Genomic DNA, 22,271 nt, shown 5'->3' on the forward strand with positions numbered 1-22,271 from the left:
CGTGCCCGGAGGCCTCCCCGTGGGGGGAGGGCGCGTCATCGGGTGTGCCGGCGTCGAAGCGGGCGGAGCCGGTGAGAGGGGCGGATATGTGTCCGGGGGCTTGGGCCCCTCCCTCGGTGTTTTCCGCACCTCCCCTCGGTATTCCGGCCGGTTCTCCGGTCGTCTTCGGCGCTTGCGACAAGCCACACCCCACACAGCCGTGGGCGTCAACGACCCCGTTCCGGGGGGTTCCTGACGCCAGCAAAGATGATCATGAACGGATCGATCTTCGCGAAATCGTACAAGTCGCCTATTCAGCGAAAGTCACGACAGGCCGGGACTTTGGTCCTTTTTCGTCGCGTTGTCCGGTGCCCAGGGGTGCCGCTAGCGCACCAGGGGGACGGGGGGTCCCTCGACACGCCGCACCCGTCCTTCGCGTACCGCGAACCCGCACCCTTGCCGCGGTGCCGTCCCGGCAGGCTCCCGCGCACCGGCGCGGACCGTCGAAGAGTGAGACCCTGAAGGTGTGGCCGAAAGGGGAGTGACCCCCCAGGTCGAGTGGCCTGCCCGGACGGACACGAGCCTCGCGCTCAACCACATGGGCACCTTCGACTGGGACCTCGACAGCGGGCAGATGTTCCTGGACACCACCGCCCTCGAGGTCCTCGACCTGCGCCCCGAGGAGTTCACCGGCACCCCCGCCGGACTGCGGGCCCGCCTCGCGCCCGGCGAAGAGGTCCGGCTCGACGCGCGGGTCGCCCAGGCGCTGAAGGCCGGCCACAGTCACTACGGGGCCTACGTGCGCAGCCGCGACCGGGAGGGCGACCCGGGCTGGACCCATGTCCAGGGCCGCATCCTGCGGGACCCGCACGGGCGTCCGTACCGGATCATCGGGATCCTCCGCGACGCCGTCCACGACCCCGGCGAGCCCGGCGCGGCCGGTGAGCGCGACGAGGGCCGGCGCCGCATGACCGGGGTCATCGAGCGGACCACGGCGATCCTGGCGCACGCCCACACCGTCAACGACGTCACCGACGTCCTCAAGGACCCCGAGGCCCTCGGCCACCTCGGCGCGGTCAGCGTCATGCTCGGCGTGGTCGACGGCGGCCGCATCCACCTGGTCGCGGAGGGGAAGCTCGGGGCGTACGTACCGGAGACCGAGTACACGCGGATCGACGCGCCCCTGCCGCTGAGCGAGGCGGTACGGACCCTGCTGCCGGTCTACCTGGCCTCCCGCGAGGAGTTCCAGCGCCGCTACCCGGACCTGTGGCCGTACATCGAGCCGCTGGCCGTCCGCAGCGGTGTCTACCTGCCGCTGATCGCCCAGGGCCGGCCCGTCGGCGCGCTCGGACTGCTCTACACGCGGGAGGGCGGCTTCGACGCCGAGGAGCGCAACGTGCTGATGGCCCTCGGCAGCGGCATCGCGCAGAGCCTCCAGCGGGCCATCCTCTTCGAGCAGGAGCACGACCTCGCCGAGGGCCTCCAGAAGGCCATGCTGCCGCGCCGGATCCCGGAGGTGGCGGGCGCGCAGATCGCCGTGCGGTACCGGGCCGCCCGGATGGGGCGGGACATCGGCGGCGACTGGTACGACGTGGTCCCGCTCGGCGAGGGCCGGGTCGGCGTGATGATCGGCGACGTGGAGGGCCACGACACGGACGCCGCCGCCGTCATGGGCCAGCTGCGCATCGCGCTGCGCGCGTACATCGCCGAGGGCCACACGCCCGGCGCGGCCATGGCGCGGGCCTCGGCCTTCCTGCGGGACCTGGAGACGGAACGGTTCGCCACGTGCACGTACGCCGACATCGACCTCACCAGCGGCATGGCACGGCTGGTCCGTGCCGGGCACCTCGACCCCGTGGTGCGGCGAGGCGACGGCAGTTGTCACCGGGTGCAGGTGGCGGGCGGGCTGCCGCTGGGCCTGCCGGTGCGCGAGCCGGGGGCGCCCGGCGCGGGTGCCTCCGGCGGCGACCCGGGGGCTTCCGGCGACCAGGGTGCTTCCGGCACGGCCGGTACGGGATACCCCGTCACCAGCCTCGAACTGCACCCCGGGGACACCCTGCTGCTGTGCACGGACGGTCTGACCGAACGGCCCGGCGGCGACCCCGACACGGGGGTGCGCGAGCTCATGGAGACGGTCCGGGACGGACCGGCGGACGTGGAGGAACTCGCCGACCTGCTGTGCGACCTGGTCGGGGACTCGGGCGGCGGGGACGACATGGCCCTGCTCCTGCTGCGCCGGCGCGGCACCCCGCTCCCGCGCGGCGGCGGCCCGCTGCGCCACCGCCTCACCCCCGGGGACCCGGACGCCCCGGCGATGGCCCGCCACCTGATCCGGGCCGCCGCCGCGGCGTGGGGTGCGTGGGACCAGGCCGACGAGATCGAGCTGGCGGCGGACGAGCTGATGACCAACGCGCTGGTCCACACGGACGGGGTCGGCGGGGTCAGCATGCGGCTGACCCCGGAGGGCCGGATCCGGATCGAGGTGGAGGACACCAGCAGCGCGCTGCCCCGGCGCCGGGAGGTCGACGACTGGGCGGTGTCGGGGCGCGGTTTGATGCTGGTGGACCGGCTCGCGGATGCCTGGGGCGTGGAGCCTCGGGGCGGCGGGAAGTGCGTGTGGTGCGAGTTCGCCGTTCAGTCTCCCGCCGTTGGGGACCTTGCGGATTCCGAGGATTCCGGGGATTCCGCCGTACCGGATTCTGCCCTGCCGTCCCGGGAGCCCGGCGCCGTGTAGGCGCGCGGGCTACTCGGCCGCGTACGGGCCCGGGCCCTGCGCGGCTCTGGCGATCTGCATCGCCGTCAGCCCGCGCACGAAGCGGATCGCGAGGACGGAGGCCGCGAGCAGCACCACCCCGTACACGGCGGCGGCGATGGCGGCCGTCGCGAGCCCGTCCGCGTCGTCGGCGCGGTCGTAGAGGATGCCGAAGACGCGGTTGGCGAACAGCGCGGTGATCCACACCAGCCACCACATGGTGATGGGGGCCGTCGAGACGGGCCGGTGGGCTGCGTCCGGCCCGCGCAGCCGGCTGGCGGCCCAGATCTCCTTGGCCATCTTGTACGGGATGCGGAGGAAGGCGAAGGGCACGAACCAGCCGCCGACGGCCCAGGCCGCGGACTTGGTGACCGCGTCCCGGCCCAGGAGCAGGGCGTTGTGGTGGACGCGGTGGAACCAGGTGATGAACAGGGCCGCGGTGACGATCAGCAGGGGAATCTCCAGGAGGCCCGCCAGGGCCATCAAGGTGTCCGGCAGGGTGCCGCCGTCCTCGGTTCCCGCATCCGGGTAGCTCCCGTTCCGCAGGGCGGAGCCGAGGTACAGGCCGGTTCCGGTCAGGAGCAGGGCGTACAGGCCGGAGAGTGCGAGCAGGGCCGTCGTGGCCGTCGCGAGCCCCCCGGGCGGGCGCAGCAGAGCGAGGGGCTCCGGGGCGAAGTCCGGCACCGGCTCGTCGACGGGCTGCGGTGAGCCGGTCGCGCTGAAAGACATGAACTCGTACCCCCGGGAACAGGTGACATTGGGCGGGGCCAAGGTTTCAGACCGCACCTTTGGATGACTTGGATCGTCCGGACGGCTTCACGGACGGCTTCCCGGGGCCGGTGCGGGCGAATGGCTGATAGTCACCGGACTCGCGCTGTGTTCATGTACTCATATGCACGGGGCTGGCCGATCCTGCCTGGATGTCCCCCCTGCGCCCGCTGCACCCCCTGCGCCCGCTGTTGCCCGGCATGCTGCCGGCCCTGCTCGCCGTGCTGCTCGTGGCCCCGGCGCCCCCGCCGGCCCACGCCTCCGGGCACGGCAAGGGCGAGGGGATCGAGACGGCCCGTACCGCCCGGCAGATCGCCCCGGGGGTGCGGCTGGAGTCGTACGACCGGCTCGAAGCCGACCGGTGGCTGCGCATCGACGAACTCGACGTGCAGTTGGCGGGCACGGGTACGGGCACAGGCGCGGGCTCCGGCGTGCGCGTGGAGTACCTCGGCGGCCGCGGGCTCGCCACCGTCTCCGACTCCGCCGCCCGCCACCCCGCCGGGCCGGGCCGCCGCGTGGTCGCCGCCGTGAACGGCGACTTCTTCGACATCCGGGGTACGGGCGCCCCGCTCGGCCCCGGCATCGGCGCCGGACGGCTGCTCCACGCGGCTTCGCCCGGCGCCGGGCAGGCCGTCGGATTCGGCGCGGGCGGACCGGGCCGGGTGCTCCGCCTGGCCCTCGGCGGGAGCGTCACCCTGCCCGGTGGCGCGGTCCGCCCGCTCGCCGGTTTCAACACCGCGCGGCCGCCCGCCGAGGGCTTCGCCGCCTACACCGCCGACTGGCCGGCGGACGGACTCCCCGTCTCCGGACCGGCGGTGGAGCTGCGCGACGGCCGGGTCGCGGCCGTGCGCGCGGCGGTACGCCGTCCCGCGCGCCGGGAGCGTCCCGCACCCGGGACCACCCTGCTGGTCGCGGCGGGCAGGGCGGCCCCGGAACTCGCCGCCCTGCGCCCCGGGGACGCGGTCGCCGTGGCGGCCCGGCCGGTGCCGGTCGGCGGCGGGCCGATCCCGGTGAGCGCGGTCGGCGGCCGGGAGGCGCTCGTGGTGGCCGGGGTCCCGCAGAACCACGACGGCGAGCCGAACAACGCGGCCGCGCCGCGCACCGCCGTCGGCTTCTCCCGCGACGGCCGCCGGGCCCGGCTGGTCACCGTCGACGGCCGCCAACGCGACAGCGGAGGCCTGACCTTGACGGCGCTCGGCCGGCTGATGCACCGTCTCGGCGCCCACGAGGCCCTCAACCTGGACGGCGGCGGCTCCTCGACCCTGCTCGCGGCGCTGACCGGGGAGTCGGCCCTGACCGTGGAGAACTCCCCGTCCGACGGCCGCCGCCGCCCGGTCCCCAACGGCCTGGCCCTGACCGCCCCGGCCGGCACCGGGCGCGCCACCGGCTACCGGATCGAGCCCGTCGGCGGTGCGGCGCGCGCCTTCCCCGGCCTGACCCGGACCCTCAGGGCCACCCCCTACGACGCACAGCTCGGCCCGGTGCCCGCGCAGCCGGCGGCTCCGGGGTGGTCCCTCCCGGCGGGCCGGGGCCGGATCGATGCCGGCGGGGCCCTGCGCGCGTCGGGCCCCGGTCCGGTGGAGGTGCGGGCGGGTCTCGGCGCGGCGAGCGGGGCGCTCCGCCTCGACGTGCTCGGGGCGCCGACCCGGGTCCGGGCCGTGCCGGAGCGGATCGGGTTCGCGGAGGAAGGGGAGACCGCGCGCTTCGTCCTGACCGGGTACGACGCGCAGGGCGCCGCAGCGGTGGTCGAACCCCGGGACGTGGAGCTCGACTTCGACCGATCCCGGTGGCAGGTGGCCGACGACGGGCACGGCGGTTTCACGGTGACCGCCCGAGTCCCGAACGCGACGGGCGAGGTGCGCGCCACGGTGCGCGGGATCCCGGCCGGGGCCTCCGGCGGGTCCCGTGCCTCCGTGGCCCCGGCCCGGCTGGCCCTCGGGGTGGGCCTGGCGGACGTGCCGCTCGCGGATCTGGAGGATGCCGCGCGCTGGACCGGTCCCGGCGCCGCGCCCGGGGAGGGCCGGCCCGGCCGGGGGCTCGTCCTCGCACCGCCCGCCGGGGGCGGTACCGCCGCGGCGACCCCGCCCCGTCCCCTGCGGGTTCCCGAGCTGGCCCGCTCGCTCTCCTTCTGGGTGCACGGCGACGGTTCCGGGGCCCGGCCCGCAGTGGAACTCGCCGACGGCGAGGGGGCCGCCGTCACCCTGCGCGGGCCCGCCGTGGACTGGACCGGCTGGCGGGAGATCGACCTGCCGCTCCCGGCGATGGCGGAGCGCCCGTTCACCGTGACCCGACTCGCGGCCACCGTCGCCGCCCCCGCGGCCACCCGCGCCAAGGCCCGTACCGGAGCCGCGGTCAAGGCTCCGGCCGAGGCTCCGGCCGGGTCCGCCGCCCCGCGGCTGCTCCTGGACACCCTGGCGGCGCGGACGCCGCCGACCGGGGTGGTCCGTACGGCCGAGGCCCCCGATCCGATCGTGGCCACGGCGGCCCGGGTGGACTCCCGGCCCTGGCGGTTCGCGATCGCCCCCGCCGGTGCCCGGCCGGCCGCGGCCTCCGCCCGGACCGCGGCCGTCGACTTCGCACTGACCGGCACCGGCCGCCCGGCGTTCGTGCACCGGGGCGTACGGTTCCTGCCTCTCGGCTCCACGCGCCCCACCCTCGCCGGCGGCGGGCTGGAGCGGATCGCGGTCCTGCGCGCGGCCCTGGCGACGGCCGCCCGGGAGCCGGGCACGGGTGCGCTGGCCGTCGTAGAGCCGTACGCACCGCAGGCCGTCGACCGCAAGGAGGCCGCCCTGCGGCTGCGCCTCCTGGCGGAGTTCCGCCGGGCCACCGGCAAGCGGGCCGTGGTCCTCACTGTCGGCGCCCCCGGCTTCGCGGCCGGCCGCACCGAGGGCGTGCTCACCGTGGCGGCCCCGCGCACCGGCCGCACCGTGATCGGCGCCGACGCCTTCGCCGCGGGCGACTGGCTCTCCGTCCTGCCGGCCGCGGGCGGGTGAACCCGCGAACCCGCGAACCCGCGAACCCGCGAACCCGCGAACCCGCGAACCCGCGAACCCGCGAACCCGCGACCCTTGAACCGGTGACCTTTGAACCGGTCAGGAACGGAGAAGCCCCGGCCGGCCACCCGCCCGTAGCGTGAAACCCATGGACATCAACCTTTCGCAGTGCTTCATCGCCGTCGACGACCACGACACGGCGATCCCCTTCTACCGGGACGTCCTCGGTCTCGAGGTCCGGGGCGACGTCGGCTTCGAGGGCATGCGCTGGGTGACCCTCGGGTCGCCCGCGCAGCCCGATGTGGACATCGTCCTCGAACCGCCCGTCGCGAACCCGAACGCCTCGTCCGCCGACCGGGAGGCCATGACGGAACTGCTGGCCAAGGGCCTGCTGCGCGGTGTCATCTTCAGCACCGACGACTGCGACGCCACCTTCGAACGCATCCGGGCCGCCGGCGGCGAGGTGCTCCAGGAGCCGATCGACCAGCCGTACGGCGTCCGGGACTGCGCCTTCCGCGACCCGGCCGGCAACATGCTCCGGTTCCACCAGCCGCGCAAGCGCTGAGATCCACCGCCCCTCTTACCTGGTGCCGCCCCCGGATGACACCGCCGATCGGGTAGACAGGGGAGCGTTGCCGCGACCGCGCAGGCGGCGCCGGCCCGACGGGGCGGCGTCAGCCCAACAGTATGGAGACACGATGAGCAAGGTCACGAGGACGGGCACGCAGTCACCCGAGCCGCACGCCGCCGACGTCCACGACCTGATCCGCGTACACGGTGCGCGGGTGAACAACCTCAAGGACGTCAGCGTCGAGATCCCCAAGCGGCGGCTCACGGTCTTCACCGGCGTGTCCGGCTCGGGCAAGAGCTCGCTGGTGTTCGACACGATCGCCGCCGAGTCGCAGCGGCTGATCAACGAGACCTACAGCACCTTCGTCCAGGGCTTCATGCCGACCCAGGCGCGGCCCGAGGTGGACGTCCTCGACGGGCTGACCACCGTGATCACCGTCGACCAGCAGCGGATGGGCGCCGACCCGCGCTCGACGGTGGGCACCGCCACCGACGCGAACGCGATGCTGCGCATCCTCTTCAGCCGGCTCGGAAAGCCGCACATCGGCTCGGCCAAGGCCTTCTCCTTCAACGTGGCCTCGATCAGCGGGGCCGGCGCCGTCACCATCGAGCGCGCCGGGCAGACCGTGAAGGAGAAGCGCAGCTTCAGCATCACCGGCGGCATGTGCCCGCGCTGCGAGGGCCGGGGCTCGGTCAACGACATCGATCTGACCGCGCTGTACGACGACACCAAGTCGCTCAGCGAGGGCGCCCTCACCATCCCCGGCTACACGATGGAGGGCTGGTACGGCCGCATCTACGCCGGCTCCGGCTTCTTCGACATGGACAAGCCGATCCGCAAGTACACCAAGCGCGAGCTGCACGACCTGCTCTACAAGGAGCCGACCAAGGTCAAGTTCGACGGGATCAACCTGACCTTCGAGGGGATCATCCCCAAGCTCCAGAAGTCGATGCTGTCCAAGGACGTCGAGGGGCTGCAGCCGCACGTCAGGGCCTTCGTGAAGCGCGCGGTGACCTTCAGCGTCTGTCCCGACTGCGCGGGCACCCGGCTCAACGAGGGCGCCCGGTCCTCGAAGATCAAGAAGATCAGCATCGCCGACGCCTGCGCGATGCAGATCAGCGACCTGGCGAAGTGGGTCCGCGACCTCGACGAGCCCTCGGTGGGCCCGCTCCTCGCCACGCTGCGCCAGACCCTCGACTCGTTCGTGGAGATCGGGCTGGGCTACCTCTCGCTGGACCGGCCCTCGGGCACGCTGTCGGGCGGCGAGTCCCAGCGCGTCAAGATGATCCGCCACCTCGGCTCCTCGCTCACCGACGTCACCTACGTCTTCGACGAGCCCACCGTCGGCCTGCACCCCCACGACATCCAGCAGATGAACCGCCTGCTGCTGCGGTTGCGCGACAAGGGCAACACGGTGCTGGTCGTGGAGCACAAGCCGGAGACGATCGCGATCGCCGACCACGTCGTCGACCTCGGCCCCGGCGCCGGCCAGGGGGGCGGCACCATCTGCTTCGAAGGCAGCGTCGAGGGGCTGCGGGCGGGCGACACCATCACGGGCCGGCACTTCGGCGACCGGGCGAGCCTCAAGGAGACGGTGCGCGAGCCCAGCGGAAAGCTGGAGATCCGCGGCGCGAAGACGCACAACCTGCGGGGCGTCGACGTGGACGTACCGCTCGGGGTGCTCGTCGTGGTCACCGGAGTCGCCGGCTCCGGCAAGAGCTCGCTCGTCCACGGCTCGATCCCGGCGAGCGAGGGCGTGGTCTCGGTCGACCAGGGCGCGATCCGCGGCTCGCGGCGCAGCAACCCGGCCACCTACACCGGCCTGCTCGACCCGATCCGCAAGGCCTTCGCCAAGGCCAACGGGGTGAAGCCGGCCCTGTTCAGCGCCAACTCCGAGGGCGCCTGCCCCGCCTGCAACGGCGCCGGGGTCATCTACATGGACCTGGCGATGATGGCCGGCGTCTCCACCACCTGCGAGGAGTGCGAGGGCAAGCGCTTCCACGCCTCGGTCCTGGAACACCACCTCGGCGGCCGTGACATCAGCGAGGTCCTCGCGATGCCGGTCACCGAGGCCGCCGAGTTCTTCGGCGAAGGCGAGGCGCGCACCCCGGCCGCGCACAAGATCCTGGAGCGGATGGCGGAGGTGGGCCTGGGCTACCTCAGCCTCGGGCAGCCGCTGACCACCCTCTCCGGAGGCGAGCGGCAGCGGCTCAAGCTGGCCACGCACATGGCGGACAAGGGCGGGGTCTACGTACTCGACGAGCCGACCGCGGGCCTGCACCTCGCCGACGTCGAGCAGCTCCTCGGCCTCCTCGACCGCCTCGTCGACTCGGGCAAGTCGGTGATCGTGGTCGAACACCACCAGGCGGTCATGGCGCACGCCGACTGGATCATCGACCTCGGCCCCGGAGCCGGCCACGACGGCGGCCGGATCGTCTTCGAGGGCACCCCCACAGCCCTGGTCGAAGGCCGCACCACCCTCACCGGCGAGCACCTGGCCACCTACGTGGGCGCCTAGCGCGCGGCTCCGGGGCGTGCCCCTCCGGGGCGCGCGCCCTAGAGCCGTACGAGGGTGACCTCGGTCGCCTTCACACTGGTCCACACCGCGGCGCCGTCGACGAGTCCCAGTTCGGCGGCGGCCTCGGGGGTGATCTCCGCGACGAGGTCGGGCGCCTGCTCCGAACCGACGAGGACGCGCAGCCGGCTGCCGACCGAGGTGATCTCCCGTACGGTGCCGGGCCATACGTTACGAGGGCTGCCGCCCGGGCGGTCCCGGTGCACCGACACCGCCTCGGGGCCGATGATGGCGAGCGCCTGCGCGCCCGCGGGCAGCGCCTCGGCCACCACCAGGCGGCCCCCGGCGGCGAGTTCCAGCCCGTCGGCCGAGGCCGTGCCGGGCCAGGCGTTGCGCCCCAGCATCCGGGCCACCCACGGGGAGCGCGGGTGCCGGGTCACCTCGGAGGGCGGAGCGTCCTGCAGGGTCCGCCCGTCGGAGAGTACGAGGACCCGGTCGGCCAGGGACACCGCCTCGACGGGGTCGTGCGTGACGATGAGGCAGACCCCGCCGAAGCCGGCCAGATGGGTGCGCAGGGTGTGCCTGACATGGGCGCGGGTCGTCTGGTCCAGGGCGGCGAGCGGCTCGTCGAGCAGCAGCAGCCGGGGCCGGGCGGCCAGCGCGCGGGCCAGCGCCACCCGCTGGGCCTGCCCGCCGGACAGCTGGGCGGGCTTGCGGTGGGCGAGGTGCCCGACGCCGAGCCGGTCCAGCCAGGCTTGCGCCTCGGCCCGGGCCGCGGCCCGGGGCACCCGGCGGGCGCGCAGCCCGTAGGAGGTGTTGGCGAGCGCGCTCAGGTGCGGGAACAGCGCCCCGTCCTGGGGGACCCAGGCGACCTGGCGCCGGTGCGGGGGCAGGCCGGTCACATCGGCGTCGCCGAGCCGGAGCTCGGCATGGGCGCGGGGGGTCAGCCCGAGCAGGGCGCGCAGCAGGGTGGTCTTGCCGGCGCCGTTCTCGCCGACGACGGCGATGGTGGTGCCGGGTTCGGCGTCGAGGGTGAGCTCGTTGAATCCGGTCACGGTGGCGTGCAGCGGCCAGTGCCCGCCGCCGTCCGGGGACCCGGCCGGTACGGGGCCCACGGGCTCCGTACCGGCGGCCTCCTCGGCGACCACCGGCGCACCGGGGTCCTTGCGGGCGACGGGGGTTCCCGTCCACCTCCCGCGCAGGGCGATGAGTACGGCCATGGCGATCACGAGCAGCAGCAGCGACACCGAGGTGGCGGCCTCGGGCTGGTCCTGGAGCAGCAGGTAGACCTGGAGCGGCAGGGTCTGGGTGGTGCCCGGAAGGTTGCCCGCGAAGGTGATCGTGGCGCCGAACTCGCCGAGCGCTCGCGCCCAGGTCAGCGCTGCTCCGGCGATCAGGCCCGGGGCCACCATCGGCAGCGTCACGGTGAAGAAGACGCGCAGCGGCGTGGAACCGAGGGAGGCGGCGGTCTCCTCGTAGCTCGGCTTGAGCCCGGCGAGGGCGCCCTCCAGGCTGATCACGAGGAAGGGCATCGCGACGAAGGTGGCCGCGACGACCGCACCGGAGGTGTGGAAGGGCAGCGTGATGCCGAAGGTGCCCTCCAGCCAGGGTCCGAGCAGCCCGCGCCGGCCGAAGCCGAGCAGCAGGGCCACACCGCCGACCGTGGGCGGCAGCACCATGGGCAGCAGGACCAGCGAGCGCACCAGCGCCTTGCCCTTGAACTCGACGCGGGCCAGCAGCCAGGCGAGCGGCACCCCGAGGAGGAGGGAGAAGCCGAGCGCCCACAGGGACACGACCAGCGAGAGCCGGAGCGCCTCGACCACACCGGGGCTGGTGAGGTGCGCGCCGAGATCGCGCCAGTGGGTGCGGGTGAGGATGCCGACGAGCGGCATCAGCAGGAACGCCACGGCGAGCAGCGCGGGGAGCGCCAGAGCCACGGGGGGCCGGGCGCGGCGGGTACGGAGTCTGCTCATGTGGGTTCCTGGCCGGGGATGTGGGGACGCCGCCGGGGACGTCGGGACGCCCGGGCGGCGTGTGAAGCGTAGTGCGGCGGGAGGCAAACGGAGAGGGACCGCCCGTCCCCCCGGACCGGGCGGTCCCTATCGGTCACCGGACCGTCAGGCCGTTACGGCTTCTGGAAGCCCGCGTCCTGGAGGATCTTCTGGGCCTCCGGGGTGGTCAGCCACGCCACGAACGCGGCCGCGGCCTCGGCGTTCTTGGAGCCCTTGAGCGAGGCGGCCGGGTACGAGGCCACGGCGTTCTCGGCGTCCGGGATCTCCACGACGGCGACCTTGTCACCGGACTTGAGGGTGTCGGTCTTGTAGACGAGACCGGCGTCGGCCTCGCCCAGCTCGACCTTGCTCAGCACGGCGCGGACGTTGGGCTCCTGGGAGACCGGCTTCACCTCGATCTTCTGGGCGTCGAGGATCTGCTTGCTGTAGCGGCCGACCGGGACCTCGGGTGCGGCCAGCACGACCTTGATCTTGGTGTCGGCGAGGTCCTCGAGGCCGGCGATCTTGAACGGGTTGCCCTTGCCGGTGGCGATGACCAGACGGTTCTTGGCGATGATCGACGGGTCGTTGGTCTGCGCCAGCAGGCCTTCCATGGTCTTGGTGTCGGCGGTGACCAGCGCGTCGGCCGGGGCGCCCTGCTTGACCTGCGCGGCGAGCTCCTGCGAACCGGCGAAGGAGAAGGTGACCTTGGTGCCCGGGTGCGCCTTCTCGTACGCGGCGCCCGCGGTCTTGAAGACGTCGGTGAGGGAGGCGGCGGCGAGGACCGTCAGGTTCGCGGCCTTGGGCTCGGCGGACGCGGAGGAGCTCGGGGAGGCGGACGCGTCCTTCTTGTCGTCGCTGCTGCCGCAGGCGGCGAGCGCCGGCACGAGCAGGGCGGCGGAGAGGGCGAGCGCGGCGGTGCGGCGGTGCAGGGGCAGGATCGGGGACATGAGCTGGTGCTCCTCGGTCGGGTCGGCGGCCGGCCTGGTGCCGGATGCGCGCGGTGGTGACCCGCGCCGGTGACGGGCGGAGCGGGTGGGGACGATGCCCGGGAAGGCGTTGCGCGCCGAGGTGTAGGTCTCGCCGTCCTCGGTGTGTGCCCCCTGCGCCACCTCGATGGAGAAGGCGGCCAGGGCGCGGCCGTCGATCAGCCGGCGACCGGCCTCGTCGCGATGGGTCGCGACGCGGCCGGCGTCGGCCCAGCGGCGCGCGGTATCCGGGCTGACGCCCAGGAGGCGGGCCGCCTGACCGATGGTGTAGGACTGCATGTGCGACAAGGTAGGGGCACGTGTGCGGCATTTGCAATTCCATTGGGATGATATCCATGGCAGATACCACTGGCCTTGTCGTAACCGCCAAAAGCGATTCCGCTTCGTCGGGCTCGGTCCGGCCCGGATCGCCTCGCTAAAGTCGGGGCATGGCTGAAGAGGGAACCGCAGGTACGGGGTCGGCGCGGGTCGACGTGTGGATCTGGTCGGTCCGGCTGACGAAGACGCGGGCCATCGCCGCCACGGCGTGCCGTGCAGGACACGTGCGGGTCAACGGGGAGCGTGCGAAGCCGGCGCAGGCGGTGCGGGCCGGGGACGAGGTGCGCCTCTTCCACGCGGGGCGCGAGCGCATCGTGGTGGTCCGGCGTCCGGTGTCCAAGCGGGTCGGCGCTCCGGTCGCCGCGGAATGCCTGACCGACAACAGCCCGCCGCCGCCGACCCCGGTGGAGGCGGCGGTGGTCGGCATCCGCGACCGCGGCGCGGGCCGCCCGACCAAGCGCGAACGCCGCGAGATCGAAACCCTGCGCGGCGGCCGCTAGACGGCCTGGGCCGGGCCGCTAGCGGCCCGGCCTCGACGGCCACCCCCGGAGGCTTCGCCCGTCCCGGCGGCTCCCGGGGCCGCCGTCCCGTGGGGGCGTGCGCACCTCAGGTATGTCGACTTATCGATTTCTCTTGATTCGGCCCTGCCCTGAGAAAATTTCTGCAAGTCATTGCGGTGGTTCTCCCCATAAAGGGTCCACTGGGGTCGCCTCGGTGTGGCTGGTGGCGAGATTTTCGGTTCACGAGGGGTTCACGCGCTGGTGACACACGGATAACCTCCCCGCAAAACCTTGCGGCAAGTTTTCAATGCCGCGGAGCTGCAGGGCTGTTGGGCCCCGCTTCGAGGAGCAGACCTTGAGATCACGTACGCGATCACATCCCGGAGGGCGGTCCACGGCCCTGGCCCTGGCCCTCGCGGGATGCCTGGCGGCCGCGCTGCCGGCCGCCGGAGCCTCTCTCGCCGAAGCGGCCCCTGCCGCCGTGACGGCGGCGGGTGACGGCACGGCGACGGTCTTCTACTACACCAAGACCCGCAACTGGGCTGCCTACAACCTGCATTGGGCACCCGACGGCGGCAGCTGGACGACCGTGCCCGGCACCGGGATGGAAGCCGCCTGTACCGACTGGGTGAAGAAGACCGTCAGCCTCGGCTCGGCCGCCGGCCTCCAGGCGACCTTCAACAACGGCCAGGGGACCTGGGACAACAACGGGGGCAAGAACTACGCCCTGGGCACCGGGGTCATCACCGTCAAGGACGGGGTCGTGGCCCACAGCGATCCCTGCGCCGCGGACCCCGGCACCGGAGGGGGAACCGGCGCGAGCGCCACCGTCTACTACGCGACGACCACGGTCGGCTGGTCGACCGTCAACCTGCACTGGGCCCCGACCGGCGGCTCCTGGACCACGGTCCCCGGCACCGGCATGGACCCGGCGTGCGCGGGCTGGGTGAAGAAGACGGTCCCGCTCGGCTCGGCCGCCGGACTCGCCGCCACCTTCAACAACGGCAACGGCACCTGGGACAACAACAGCGGCAGGAACTACGCCCTCGGCACGGGCCTGTCCACGGTGAAGGACTCCACGGTCACCGCGAACGCCGCCGACCCGTGCGCCGCCGTCGTCCCCGACACCACCGCGCCCACGGTGCCCACCGGCCTGCGGGCCGCCGCCACGGACGTGTCCACCGTCGTGACCTGGGACGCCGCCACGGACGACCGGGGAGTGACCGGCTACCAGGTCACCCGCTCGGGAGGCACCAAAGGGACTTCACTCACCTCCGTCACCTCCACGGTCCTGACCGAATCGGCGCTGGAGGAGCGCACCGCCTACACCTACACCGTCAGGGCGGTGGACGCCGCGGGGAACCTTTCCGCCTCCTCCGCCGGGGCCGTCGCCACCACGGGCACCCGGCCCCCGGCCCCGGCCGGATCGGCGCCGCTGGGCGGAGACCCGCGCAAGGACCCGATCTACTTCGTGCTCACCGCCCGCTTCAACGACGGCGACGCCGCCAACAACCGGGGCGGCAGCCAGGACGTGAAGTCCGGCAACGCGGCCAACAACGACCCCATGTTCCGAGGGGACTTCAAGGGGCTGGTCGAGAAGCTGGACTACGTCAAGGCCCTCGGCTTCTCCGCGATCTGGATCACCCCGGTCGTCCTGAACCGCTCCGACTACGACTACCACGGCTATCACGGCTACGACTTCTACAAGGTCGACCCCCGCCTGGAATCGGCGGGCGCCTCCTACCAGGACCTCATCAACGCCGCCCACGCCAAGGGCGTCAAGATCTACCAGGACGTGGTCTACAACCACAGTTCCCGCTGGGGAGCCAAGGGCCTGTTCACCCCGACCGTCTACGGCGTGCGCGACGCGCAGTGGTCCTGGTACTACGACGAGAAGCAGGCCGGCTTCGAGTACGACGGCCTCACCGTGGACCCCAAGAGCGGAAAGTCGTACTACAACGGCGACCTGTGGTCCACGGCCGAGCCGACCGGGAACACCTGCGTCAACTGGGGCACGGCCACGCAGTACAAGAGCGCCGAGGGCTACACGATCTACAACTGCCAGTGGCCCAACCCGACCTCGGGGATGTTCCCCAAGGCCCTGTTCCACAACTGCTGGATCGGCAACTGGGAGGGTGAGGACGCTCGTTCCTGCTGGATCCACGAGGACCTCGCGGACTTCAACACCGAGAACGCGACCGTGCAGAACTACCTCATCGGCGCCTACAACAAGTACATCGACATGGGCGTCGACGGCTTCCGCGTGGACACGGCCGTGCACATCCCCCGTGTCACCTGGAACCGGCGCTTCCTGCCCGCCATCCAGCAGCGCGTGGCCCAGCAGTTCGGCGCCCAGAAGGCCCAGGACTTCTACGTGTTCGGCGAGGTCGGTTCCTTCGTCAACGACAAGTGGAACCGCGGCTCGGCCAACCAGTCCGCCCAGTACTACACCTGGAAGGAGTCGGCGACGTACAGCACGGACGACGCCACCGCCGCCGTCCAGCAGTACACGACCGACAACGACCCGGCCAAGCAGCCGACCAGCACCAACGCCTTCCTCAACGGCAACCTCTACCACGCCCCCGACCACAGCAAGTTCTCCGGCATGAACGTCATCGACATGCGCATGCACATGAACTTCGGGGACGCCAACAACGCCTTCCAGAACGGCAAGGACTCCGACGACAGCTACAACGACGCCACCTACAACGTCGTCTACGTCGACAGCCACGACTTCGGCCCCGGAAAGTCCTCCACCCGGTACGCGGGGGGCACCGACGCCTGGGCCGAGAACATGGCCCTGATGTGGACCTTCCGCGGCATCCCGACCCTGTACTACGGCTCCGAGACCGAGTTCCAGGCCGGCAAGCAGATCGACTGCGGCCCGACCTGCCCGCTCGCCGGCACCGGCCGCGCCTACTACGGGGACAAGATCGCGGGATCGGTCACCGCCTCCGGCTTCTCGAAGGTCGCCTCGGCCACCGGCCCCGTGGCCGCCACCCTGGAATCCCCGCTCGTCAAGCACCTCCAGCGGCTGAACGAGATCCGCCGCGCCGTGCCCGCGCTCCAGATGGGCCAGTACTCCACCGAGGGCGTCTCGGGCGGCATGGCCTTCAAGCGCCGCTACACCGACACCGCCGGCGGCGTCGACAGCTTCGCCCTGGTGGCCGTCACCGGGGCCGCCACGTACACGGGCGTACCCAACGGCACGTACAAGGACGCGGTCACCGGCGACGTGAAGACCGTCACCGGCGGCACCCTGTCCGTCCCGGCCCCCGGGAAGGGCAACCTGCGGGTCTACGTCCTCGACCTGGGCGGCAGCAACGCAGCCCCCGGCAAGGTGGGCGCCGCCGGCCCCTACCTGAAGTGACCGGCGATCCCCTCCCGGAAGGGAGGGGATTCCCACCGCGGTCGCCGGGCGGTCGCCCGGCGGCCGGCCTCAGGCCGGCTTGCGCCACACGGAGACGTGCTTCGCGGAGTCCCCGGTGAACGGCGCCCCGTCCCAGTCCCCGACGCGGCGCTCCCTCTCCAGCCCGGCGATCCGTGCCATCAGGTCGAGCTCGGCCGGCCAGGCGTAGCGGTGCCGGGAGTTGTCGCGGCGGTAGAGGCCGCCGTCGCCGTCGCGGGTGAGGTGGTGCGAGACGAGAACCTGCTCGACGAGGTCGAAGGTGTCGAAGCCGAGATGCTGTTCGGAGACGTCGAACGGGACGGCGACCTGGCCGGGCGGCAGGAACCGCAGCGGCGGCACGCCCAGCTCGATGACGAACCGGCCACCGGGCTCCAGATGACGTGCGGCGTTGCGGAAGCATTCGACCTGCTCGTCCTGTGTGAGCAGGTTCGTGATCGTGTTGTAGACGAGATAGACGAGGGCGAACCCGCCGGGAACGACGGTGGTGGCCATGTCCCCGATGACCACCGGGAGCGTGTCCTCGTCGACCTTGTTCCGCAGCACCGCCACCATGTGCTCGGACAGTTCGATGCCCGTGACCGGCACGCCGCGTTGCCGGAGCGGGACGCCCACGCGTCCCGTCCCGATGGCGAACTCCAGTGCCCGGCCGTCTCCGGCGAGCTCGGCGAGGAAGTCCAGGGTCGGTCCGAGAACGGCGGCCGAGGACATCTCGGTCTCCTCGGCGTCGTAGCGGTCGGCGGTCGCACGGGTCCACAGCTCACTGCTCGTCACGGGCGGCCACTTTGCCGGGCACCGGGGCGCGCTGTCGACTTCTTTACCGGCGGTGCGGGAAGCCCGTCAGCGCAGAAGGCCCGTCAGGAGCTCGCGCTGGTCGTTGGCGAGGAGGGCGAGCTGCGTGCGGTTGTCCAGGCCGCACTTGTGGAGGGCGCGGGAGAGATGGGTCTTGACCGTGCCCTCCGCGAGGCCGAGCCGCTCGGCGATCTCCCGGTTGCCGAGTCCGTCGGCCAGTGCGACCACGCAGCGCAGTTCGCCCTGGGAGAGGCTGTGGACGCGCGCCAACACCTCGGGCGTCGGCGCCGGATGGTGGTGGGTGGCGAACCGGCTCATGACGGTGGAGATCACGTCGGGGCTGAGCACGGCGCGGTGTCCGGCCGCGCTGTGCACGGCCTCGCGCATCTCCGCGCCCGAGGCGGTCTTCAGCAGGTAGCCGTCCGCGCCCGCCCGCCAGACCCTGGCCACCTGTTCCTCGTCCGTGATCGTCGTCAGGATGAGGATGCCGAGGCCCGGGTGCTCCTCGCGCAGCAGCCGGGCGGTCTCGGCGCCGTCCGGGCCGTCGGGCATGGCCAGGTCGAGGAGGACGACGTCGGGGGACTGCGCCGCGACGACCTCCAGGGCCTCGGAGCCCGAACTCGCCTCGCCCACGACCTCGATCTCGTCCGGGACGGCGAGGATGGTGCGCAGTCCCGCGCGGATGACGTCCTCGTCATCGGTGATCACGATACGGATCACTGCTCTGCTCCTTCGGGTGGGTAGGGGGCGTGGGCGCGCAGCAGGTAGCCGCCGCCGCGGAGCGCCTCGTCGACACCGGCTCCGGGACCGGAACCGGCTCCGGCATGCGGGTCGGCGGGCCCGGTGACCGGCCCCGCTTCGAGCCCGCCGCCCAGTGACTCCAGCCGGCCGCGGAGCCCGGCCTGCCCGAGGCCGGTGCCCGGCGCGAGCGACCGTACGGGCGCTCCCGGCGGCCCGTTGCGTACGTCGAGCGTCCAGCCGGCGGGGTCCGCCCGCAGGGACAGCAGCACCGCCGAACCGGGCGCGTACCGCAGGATGTTGGTCAGCCCCTCGGTGACCACCCGGCGGGCCGCCTCCCGGTGGGCCGCGGGCAGCCGCTCGAACCCCTCGGCGAACCCGTCCGCGAGCCGTACGTCGACCCCCGCCGCCCTGACGCTGTCGAGCGAGCGGCTCAGGGCGTCGAGTCCGGCGGCGCCGTCCGGCGCCCTCGTGTCCAGCTCGCGCAGCCGGAGCACGGCGGTCATGCCCCGCAGATGGTCCGAGGCGGCCGCGCACTGCCGCTGCGCCGCGTCGAGGAGCCCGTCCGCCGCCGTATCCCGGCCGCCCACGGAGCTTCGCAGCGATTCGACCAGGATGTTCAGCAGGGCCACGTCATGACCGAGCAGATCATGGAACTCCCTTACGAGCCTGCGCCGTTCGGCGTTGACCGCCTCGGCCGCCCGCTCCCGGGCCGCCTCCTGCAGGTGGGCCCGCTCCGCCAGCTGCCGGCTCCGGGTCGCGCCCACCACGCTCGTCAGGGCCACGGTGGAGGCCAGCAGGGCCAGGCTGGACGGGGAGCTCTCGCGGATCAGGGGCGGGCCGGAGCCCAGTGCGCTGAGCGTGATGAGCTCGGCGGTGGCAGCCACCCCGAACCCGTAGGCGTAGGCGGTGCGTTGGTGTCGGCCGGCGGCGTAGGCGAGGAAGAAGAGGGCGATGAACTTCGCACTGAGCGCGGTCGCGGCCAGGACCACGAGGGCGGCGAGCGGGAAGCGGGTCCTGCGCCACAGCAGTGCGGCGCAGGAAACGAGGATCCCCAGCCAGCGCAGCAGGGGATGGCTGGCCCAGGACTGGTGCGCGACCTCGGCGTAGACCTCGAAGGGGACCGTGATCAGCAGGCACGTCACCGCGGCGACCCGGTCCCAGGCGACGGGCCCCCAGGAGGCGGACCCCAACGTACGGACGAGCGGGTTCCACCTCATGGGTCGTCTCCCTCCTCACCTGCTGATACGCGGTGTGCATCGTGTGCATCGTGTACGAGCACCCTGCCATCGGCAGGGAGCCCGGCCCGGCGTGCGACACGGCGTGCGACACGGTGCGCGTCCCGCCCGGAACAGGTCCGGGCGGGACGCGCGCGGGGCGCCGGCCGTGTCAGTGGGCGACGGACCGGACGCCGGGGCGGCGGTCCAGGAACCAGTGGGCGGCGAGCTTGAGCTGGTCCTCCAGGAGGAAGCAGCAGATCGCGTAGCCCCAGACGGCGGCCGCCCAGCCCCAGCCGAGCGGGGTCATGCCGACACCGAACACGGTGACGAGGGTGGCGATGGTCTGGGCGACGGTGACCGCGACGACCAAGGGCTTGGCCGGGGCGGGGGAGGTCCAGAACCGGCCGCGGGTGCGGGTCACGAAGATGGTCAGCTGACCGGAGACCGACAGGCTGAGGTAGACGAGGGAGTGGATCAGGCCGTCGCTCAGGTGGAAGACCTCCCGGCCGAGGACGAAGAGCAGGAAGGTCTCGGCGACGCCGACCACTCCCAGCACCGTGGCCACGGTCAGAACGCTGCGCATGTCCCAGGTCACGGGCTTGTGGGAGCCGCGGACCTTGTCGTAGGCGATCGTGAGGATCGCGCCGTCGTTCAGCAGGGCCAGCAGGACGATCATCATCGCGGTGACCGGGAAGAAGTTGTACGCGACGATCGTCAGCGTGATCAGGCCGAGCACCCGGATGGTCTCCGTGATGCGGTAGGTGGCGTAGTTGACCATCCGCTGGATGATCTCCCGGGCCTGGCTGATCGCGTGGGAGATGACCGACAGGCCCGGGGTCAGCAGCACCACGTCCGCGGCGGCCCGCGCGGCGTCCGTGGCGTCTGCCACGGCGATGCCGGCGTCGGCCTGCTTCAGCGCCGGGGCGTCGTTGACCCCGTCGCCGGTCATGCCGACGATGTGGCCCCGCTCCTGGAGCATCTTGACGATGCGGTACTTGTGCTCCGGGAAGACCTGCGCGAAGCCGTCCGAAATCTCGACGAGCTCCGCGAGCTCGGCCTCCGGCCTGCTGTCGTCCAGGGCGTGGGTGTTCAGGATGTTGTCGCCCATCCCGATCTGCCGGGCCAGCTCCCGGCTGATCGCGACCTGGTCGCCGGTGACCATCTTCACCGAGACGCCCAGCTCGTTCGCCGCGGCCACGGTGTCCGCGGTGTCCTCGCGCGGCGGATCGGCCAGCGGCAGGATGCCGAGCAGGCGCCAGGCGCCGGACTCGTCGGTACGGGCCACGCCCAGGGAGCGGAAGCCGCGCGCGGCGAACTCGTCGGCGATGCGCGCCACGTGCGCGGCGGCCGGATCCCCGTCGCAGAGCCGGGCGATGACCTGGGGGGCGCCCTTGCTCACGTGGTACGAGTCCGGCGCCGGGCCGGGACCGGGGCCGAAGGCGACGGTGGCTTCGGTGCGCTTGGTGACCGGGTCGAAGGGGACGAAGTCGGTGACGGGCAGGCCGTGCGCCCAGCCGGTGTCGGAGTCGGTCAGCCGGTCGGTGGCGGTGGAGATGACGATCCGGTCGATGGGGTCGCCGTTCTCGGCGCGGGAGGCCAGCGCGGCGGAGCCGAGCAGGTCGTCCTGGTCGACGCCCTCCGGGACCCAGGGGTCCAGGATCGCGAGGCGGTTCTCGGTCAGGGTGCCCGTCTTGTCGGAGCACAGGATGTCGATGCTGCCCAGTTCCTCGACGGCTGGCAGGTTCGAGACGACCGCTCCGCGCTTGGCGAGGTTGCGGGCGCCGACGGCGAGCGTCACGGACATGACGGCCGGCAGGGCGACCGGGACGGAGGCGATGACGACGACGAGCGCGAACTCCAGGACGGAGAGCACCGGGTTGCCGCGGGCCACCGAGACGATGACGGTGAGGGTGACCAGGGCGACGGCCAGCAGGATCAGGTAGTTGCCGATCTTCAGGACGGCCTGCTGGAGGTGGCTGACCGTGCCTGCCTCGCCGACGAGGGCGGTGGTCCTTCCGAAGAAGCTGTTCGCGCCGGTGCCCTCGACGACGGCGTCGGTCTCGCCGCGGACGATGACGGATCCGGAGTAGAGGGTCTCGCCGCGGCCGCGCTCGACGGGCAGGGACTCGCCCGTGAGGGCGGCCTGGTCGACGTCGAGGGTGCCGGCGCCCAGCGCCCGTACGTCGGCGGGGACGACGTCCCCGAGCCGGACCCGGACGATGTCGCCCGGAACCAGTTCGCGGACGGCCTCCGTGCGCCAGACCCCGTCGCGCAGGACGCGGGCCTCGGTGGCGAGGCGCTGCTTGAGGGCGGCGATGGCGTTGGCGGCCTCGTGCTCCTCCATGAAGGCGACCACGCCGTTGACGACGAGCAGCACGCCGATGATGGCCACGTCGACCCAGTGCTGGACGACGATCGAGAGGATCAGCGCGGTCTCGATCATCCAGGGGATGGGGGCCCAGAAGTAGCCGAGGAACTCCCGCAGGGGGTTCTTGTGTTCCTCGGCGATCTCGTTCGGACCGTGCTCCTGCAGGAGGCGGTGCGCCTCGGCGGTGGTGAGCCCGTCCGGCCACGAGGCCGGGGGCTCGAAATCCTCGGGTTCCTCCGGCGCGGCGGGATCGGCCGGTCCGGTGGCCGTTCCCGAGGCCGGCCCGGAGGAGGCTCCGGTGGCCGGTCCGCCGGCAGGGGTGAGGGCCGCGGGTGTGGCGGGGACGGTGGGGGCGGTGTCGGTGCTCATGG

Annotated in this window: 13 protein-coding genes and 1 pseudogene; 6 read left to right on the top strand and 8 right to left on the bottom strand. The window is 72.8% G+C overall.

The features are described from left to right. Nucleotides 1-577 precede the first annotated feature (577 nt). Nucleotides 578-2,713 (top strand): SpoIIE family protein phosphatase, encoded by a 2,136-nt coding sequence (locus OG898_RS27280; RefSeq protein ID WP_266960474.1) that lies wholly within the window; start codon nucleotides 578-580, stop codon nucleotides 2,711-2,713. Between the two features lie 9 nt (nucleotides 2,714-2,722). Here the strand turns inward: OG898_RS27280 and OG898_RS27285 are convergent, their stop codons facing one another. After that, nucleotides 2,723-3,460 (bottom strand): DUF4328 domain-containing protein, encoded by a 738-nt coding sequence (locus OG898_RS27285; RefSeq protein ID WP_266959839.1) that lies wholly within the window; start codon nucleotides 3,458-3,460, stop codon nucleotides 2,723-2,725. 191 nt (nucleotides 3,461-3,651) lie between these two features. Between OG898_RS27285 and OG898_RS27290 the strand changes: the two genes are divergently transcribed. The 3 genes from OG898_RS27290 to OG898_RS27300 all read left to right on the top strand — a co-directional run bounded on the left by OG898_RS27290 (nucleotide 3,652) and on the right by OG898_RS27300 (nucleotide 9,581). After that, nucleotides 3,652-6,492 (top strand): phosphodiester glycosidase family protein, encoded by a 2,841-nt coding sequence (locus OG898_RS27290; RefSeq protein ID WP_266959841.1) that lies wholly within the window; start codon nucleotides 3,652-3,654, stop codon nucleotides 6,490-6,492. A gap of 148 nt (nucleotides 6,493-6,640) precedes the next feature. After that, on the top strand, nucleotides 6,641-7,057 hold the full coding sequence (locus OG898_RS27295; RefSeq protein ID WP_266959843.1) for a VOC family protein: 417 nt from the start codon (nucleotides 6,641-6,643) through the stop codon (nucleotides 7,055-7,057). A gap of 133 nt (nucleotides 7,058-7,190) precedes the next feature. After that, nucleotides 7,191-9,581 (top strand): excinuclease ABC subunit UvrA, encoded by a 2,391-nt coding sequence (locus OG898_RS27300; RefSeq protein ID WP_250738990.1) that lies wholly within the window; start codon nucleotides 7,191-7,193, stop codon nucleotides 9,579-9,581. Nucleotides 9,582-9,619: 38 nt separating this feature from the next. Here OG898_RS27300 and OG898_RS27305 read toward each other — a convergent pair whose 3' ends face one another. The 3 genes and pseudogenes from OG898_RS27305 to OG898_RS27315 all read right to left on the bottom strand — a co-directional run. Then, nucleotides 9,620-11,551 carry an ABC transporter permease gene (locus tag OG898_RS27305; RefSeq protein WP_250738991.1) on the bottom strand — a complete coding sequence of 644 codons (1,932 nt, stop codon included), beginning with the start codon at nucleotides 11,549-11,551 and terminating at the stop codon, nucleotides 9,620-9,622. Nucleotides 11,552-11,703: 152 nt separating this feature from the next. Next, nucleotides 11,704-12,519, bottom strand: coding sequence for a molybdate ABC transporter substrate-binding protein (gene modA / locus OG898_RS27310; protein ID WP_266960476.1), 816 nt, complete (start codon nucleotides 12,517-12,519; stop codon nucleotides 11,704-11,706). A gap of 183 nt (nucleotides 12,520-12,702) precedes the next feature. After that, a pseudogene (locus OG898_RS27315) lies at nucleotides 12,703-12,837 on the bottom strand (helix-turn-helix domain-containing protein); the annotation flags it as partial. Between the two features lie 149 nt (nucleotides 12,838-12,986). On the opposite strand from OG898_RS27315, the gene OG898_RS27320 reads away from it, so the two are divergent. Continuing rightward, entirely contained in the window at nucleotides 12,987-13,376 is a 390-nt protein-coding gene (locus tag OG898_RS27320) for an RNA-binding S4 domain-containing protein (RefSeq protein WP_250738999.1), read from the top strand. A 355-nt stretch (nucleotides 13,377-13,731) separates the two neighbouring features. After that, a complete protein-coding gene (locus OG898_RS27325) occupies nucleotides 13,732-16,746 on the top strand; it encodes a carbohydrate binding domain-containing protein (RefSeq protein ID WP_250739006.1) in 3,015 nt (1,004 codons plus the stop codon). A gap of 69 nt (nucleotides 16,747-16,815) precedes the next feature. Here OG898_RS27325 and OG898_RS27330 read toward each other — a convergent pair whose 3' ends face one another. The 4 genes from OG898_RS27330 to OG898_RS27345 all read right to left on the bottom strand — a co-directional run bounded on the left by OG898_RS27330 (nucleotide 16,816) and on the right by OG898_RS27345 (nucleotide 22,269). Then, entirely contained in the window at nucleotides 16,816-17,556 is a 741-nt protein-coding gene (locus OG898_RS27330; RefSeq protein ID WP_266959847.1) for a class I SAM-dependent methyltransferase, read from the bottom strand. A 66-nt stretch (nucleotides 17,557-17,622) separates the two neighbouring features. Then, entirely contained in the window at nucleotides 17,623-18,294 is a 672-nt protein-coding gene (locus OG898_RS27335) for a response regulator transcription factor (RefSeq protein ID WP_266959849.1), read from the bottom strand. Further along, the gene (locus tag OG898_RS27340; RefSeq protein WP_266959851.1) at nucleotides 18,291-19,532 is read right to left on the bottom strand and encodes a sensor histidine kinase; all 1,242 of its coding nucleotides are present in this window, start codon (nucleotides 19,530-19,532) and stop codon (nucleotides 18,291-18,293) included. The genes OG898_RS27335 and OG898_RS27340 overlap by 4 nt, the downstream gene beginning before the upstream one ends. Before the next feature lie 169 nt (nucleotides 19,533-19,701). After that, nucleotides 19,702-22,269 (bottom strand): plasma-membrane proton-efflux P-type ATPase, encoded by a 2,568-nt coding sequence (locus OG898_RS27345; protein WP_266959853.1) that lies wholly within the window; start codon nucleotides 22,267-22,269, stop codon nucleotides 19,702-19,704. Nucleotides 22,270-22,271: the final 2 nt, after the last annotated feature.

Origin of the sequence: Streptomyces sp. NBC_00193 (assembly GCF_026342735.1) — a bacterium.
Classification (GTDB): Bacteria; Actinomycetota; Actinomycetes; order Streptomycetales; family Streptomycetaceae; genus Streptomyces; species Streptomyces stoeckheimensis.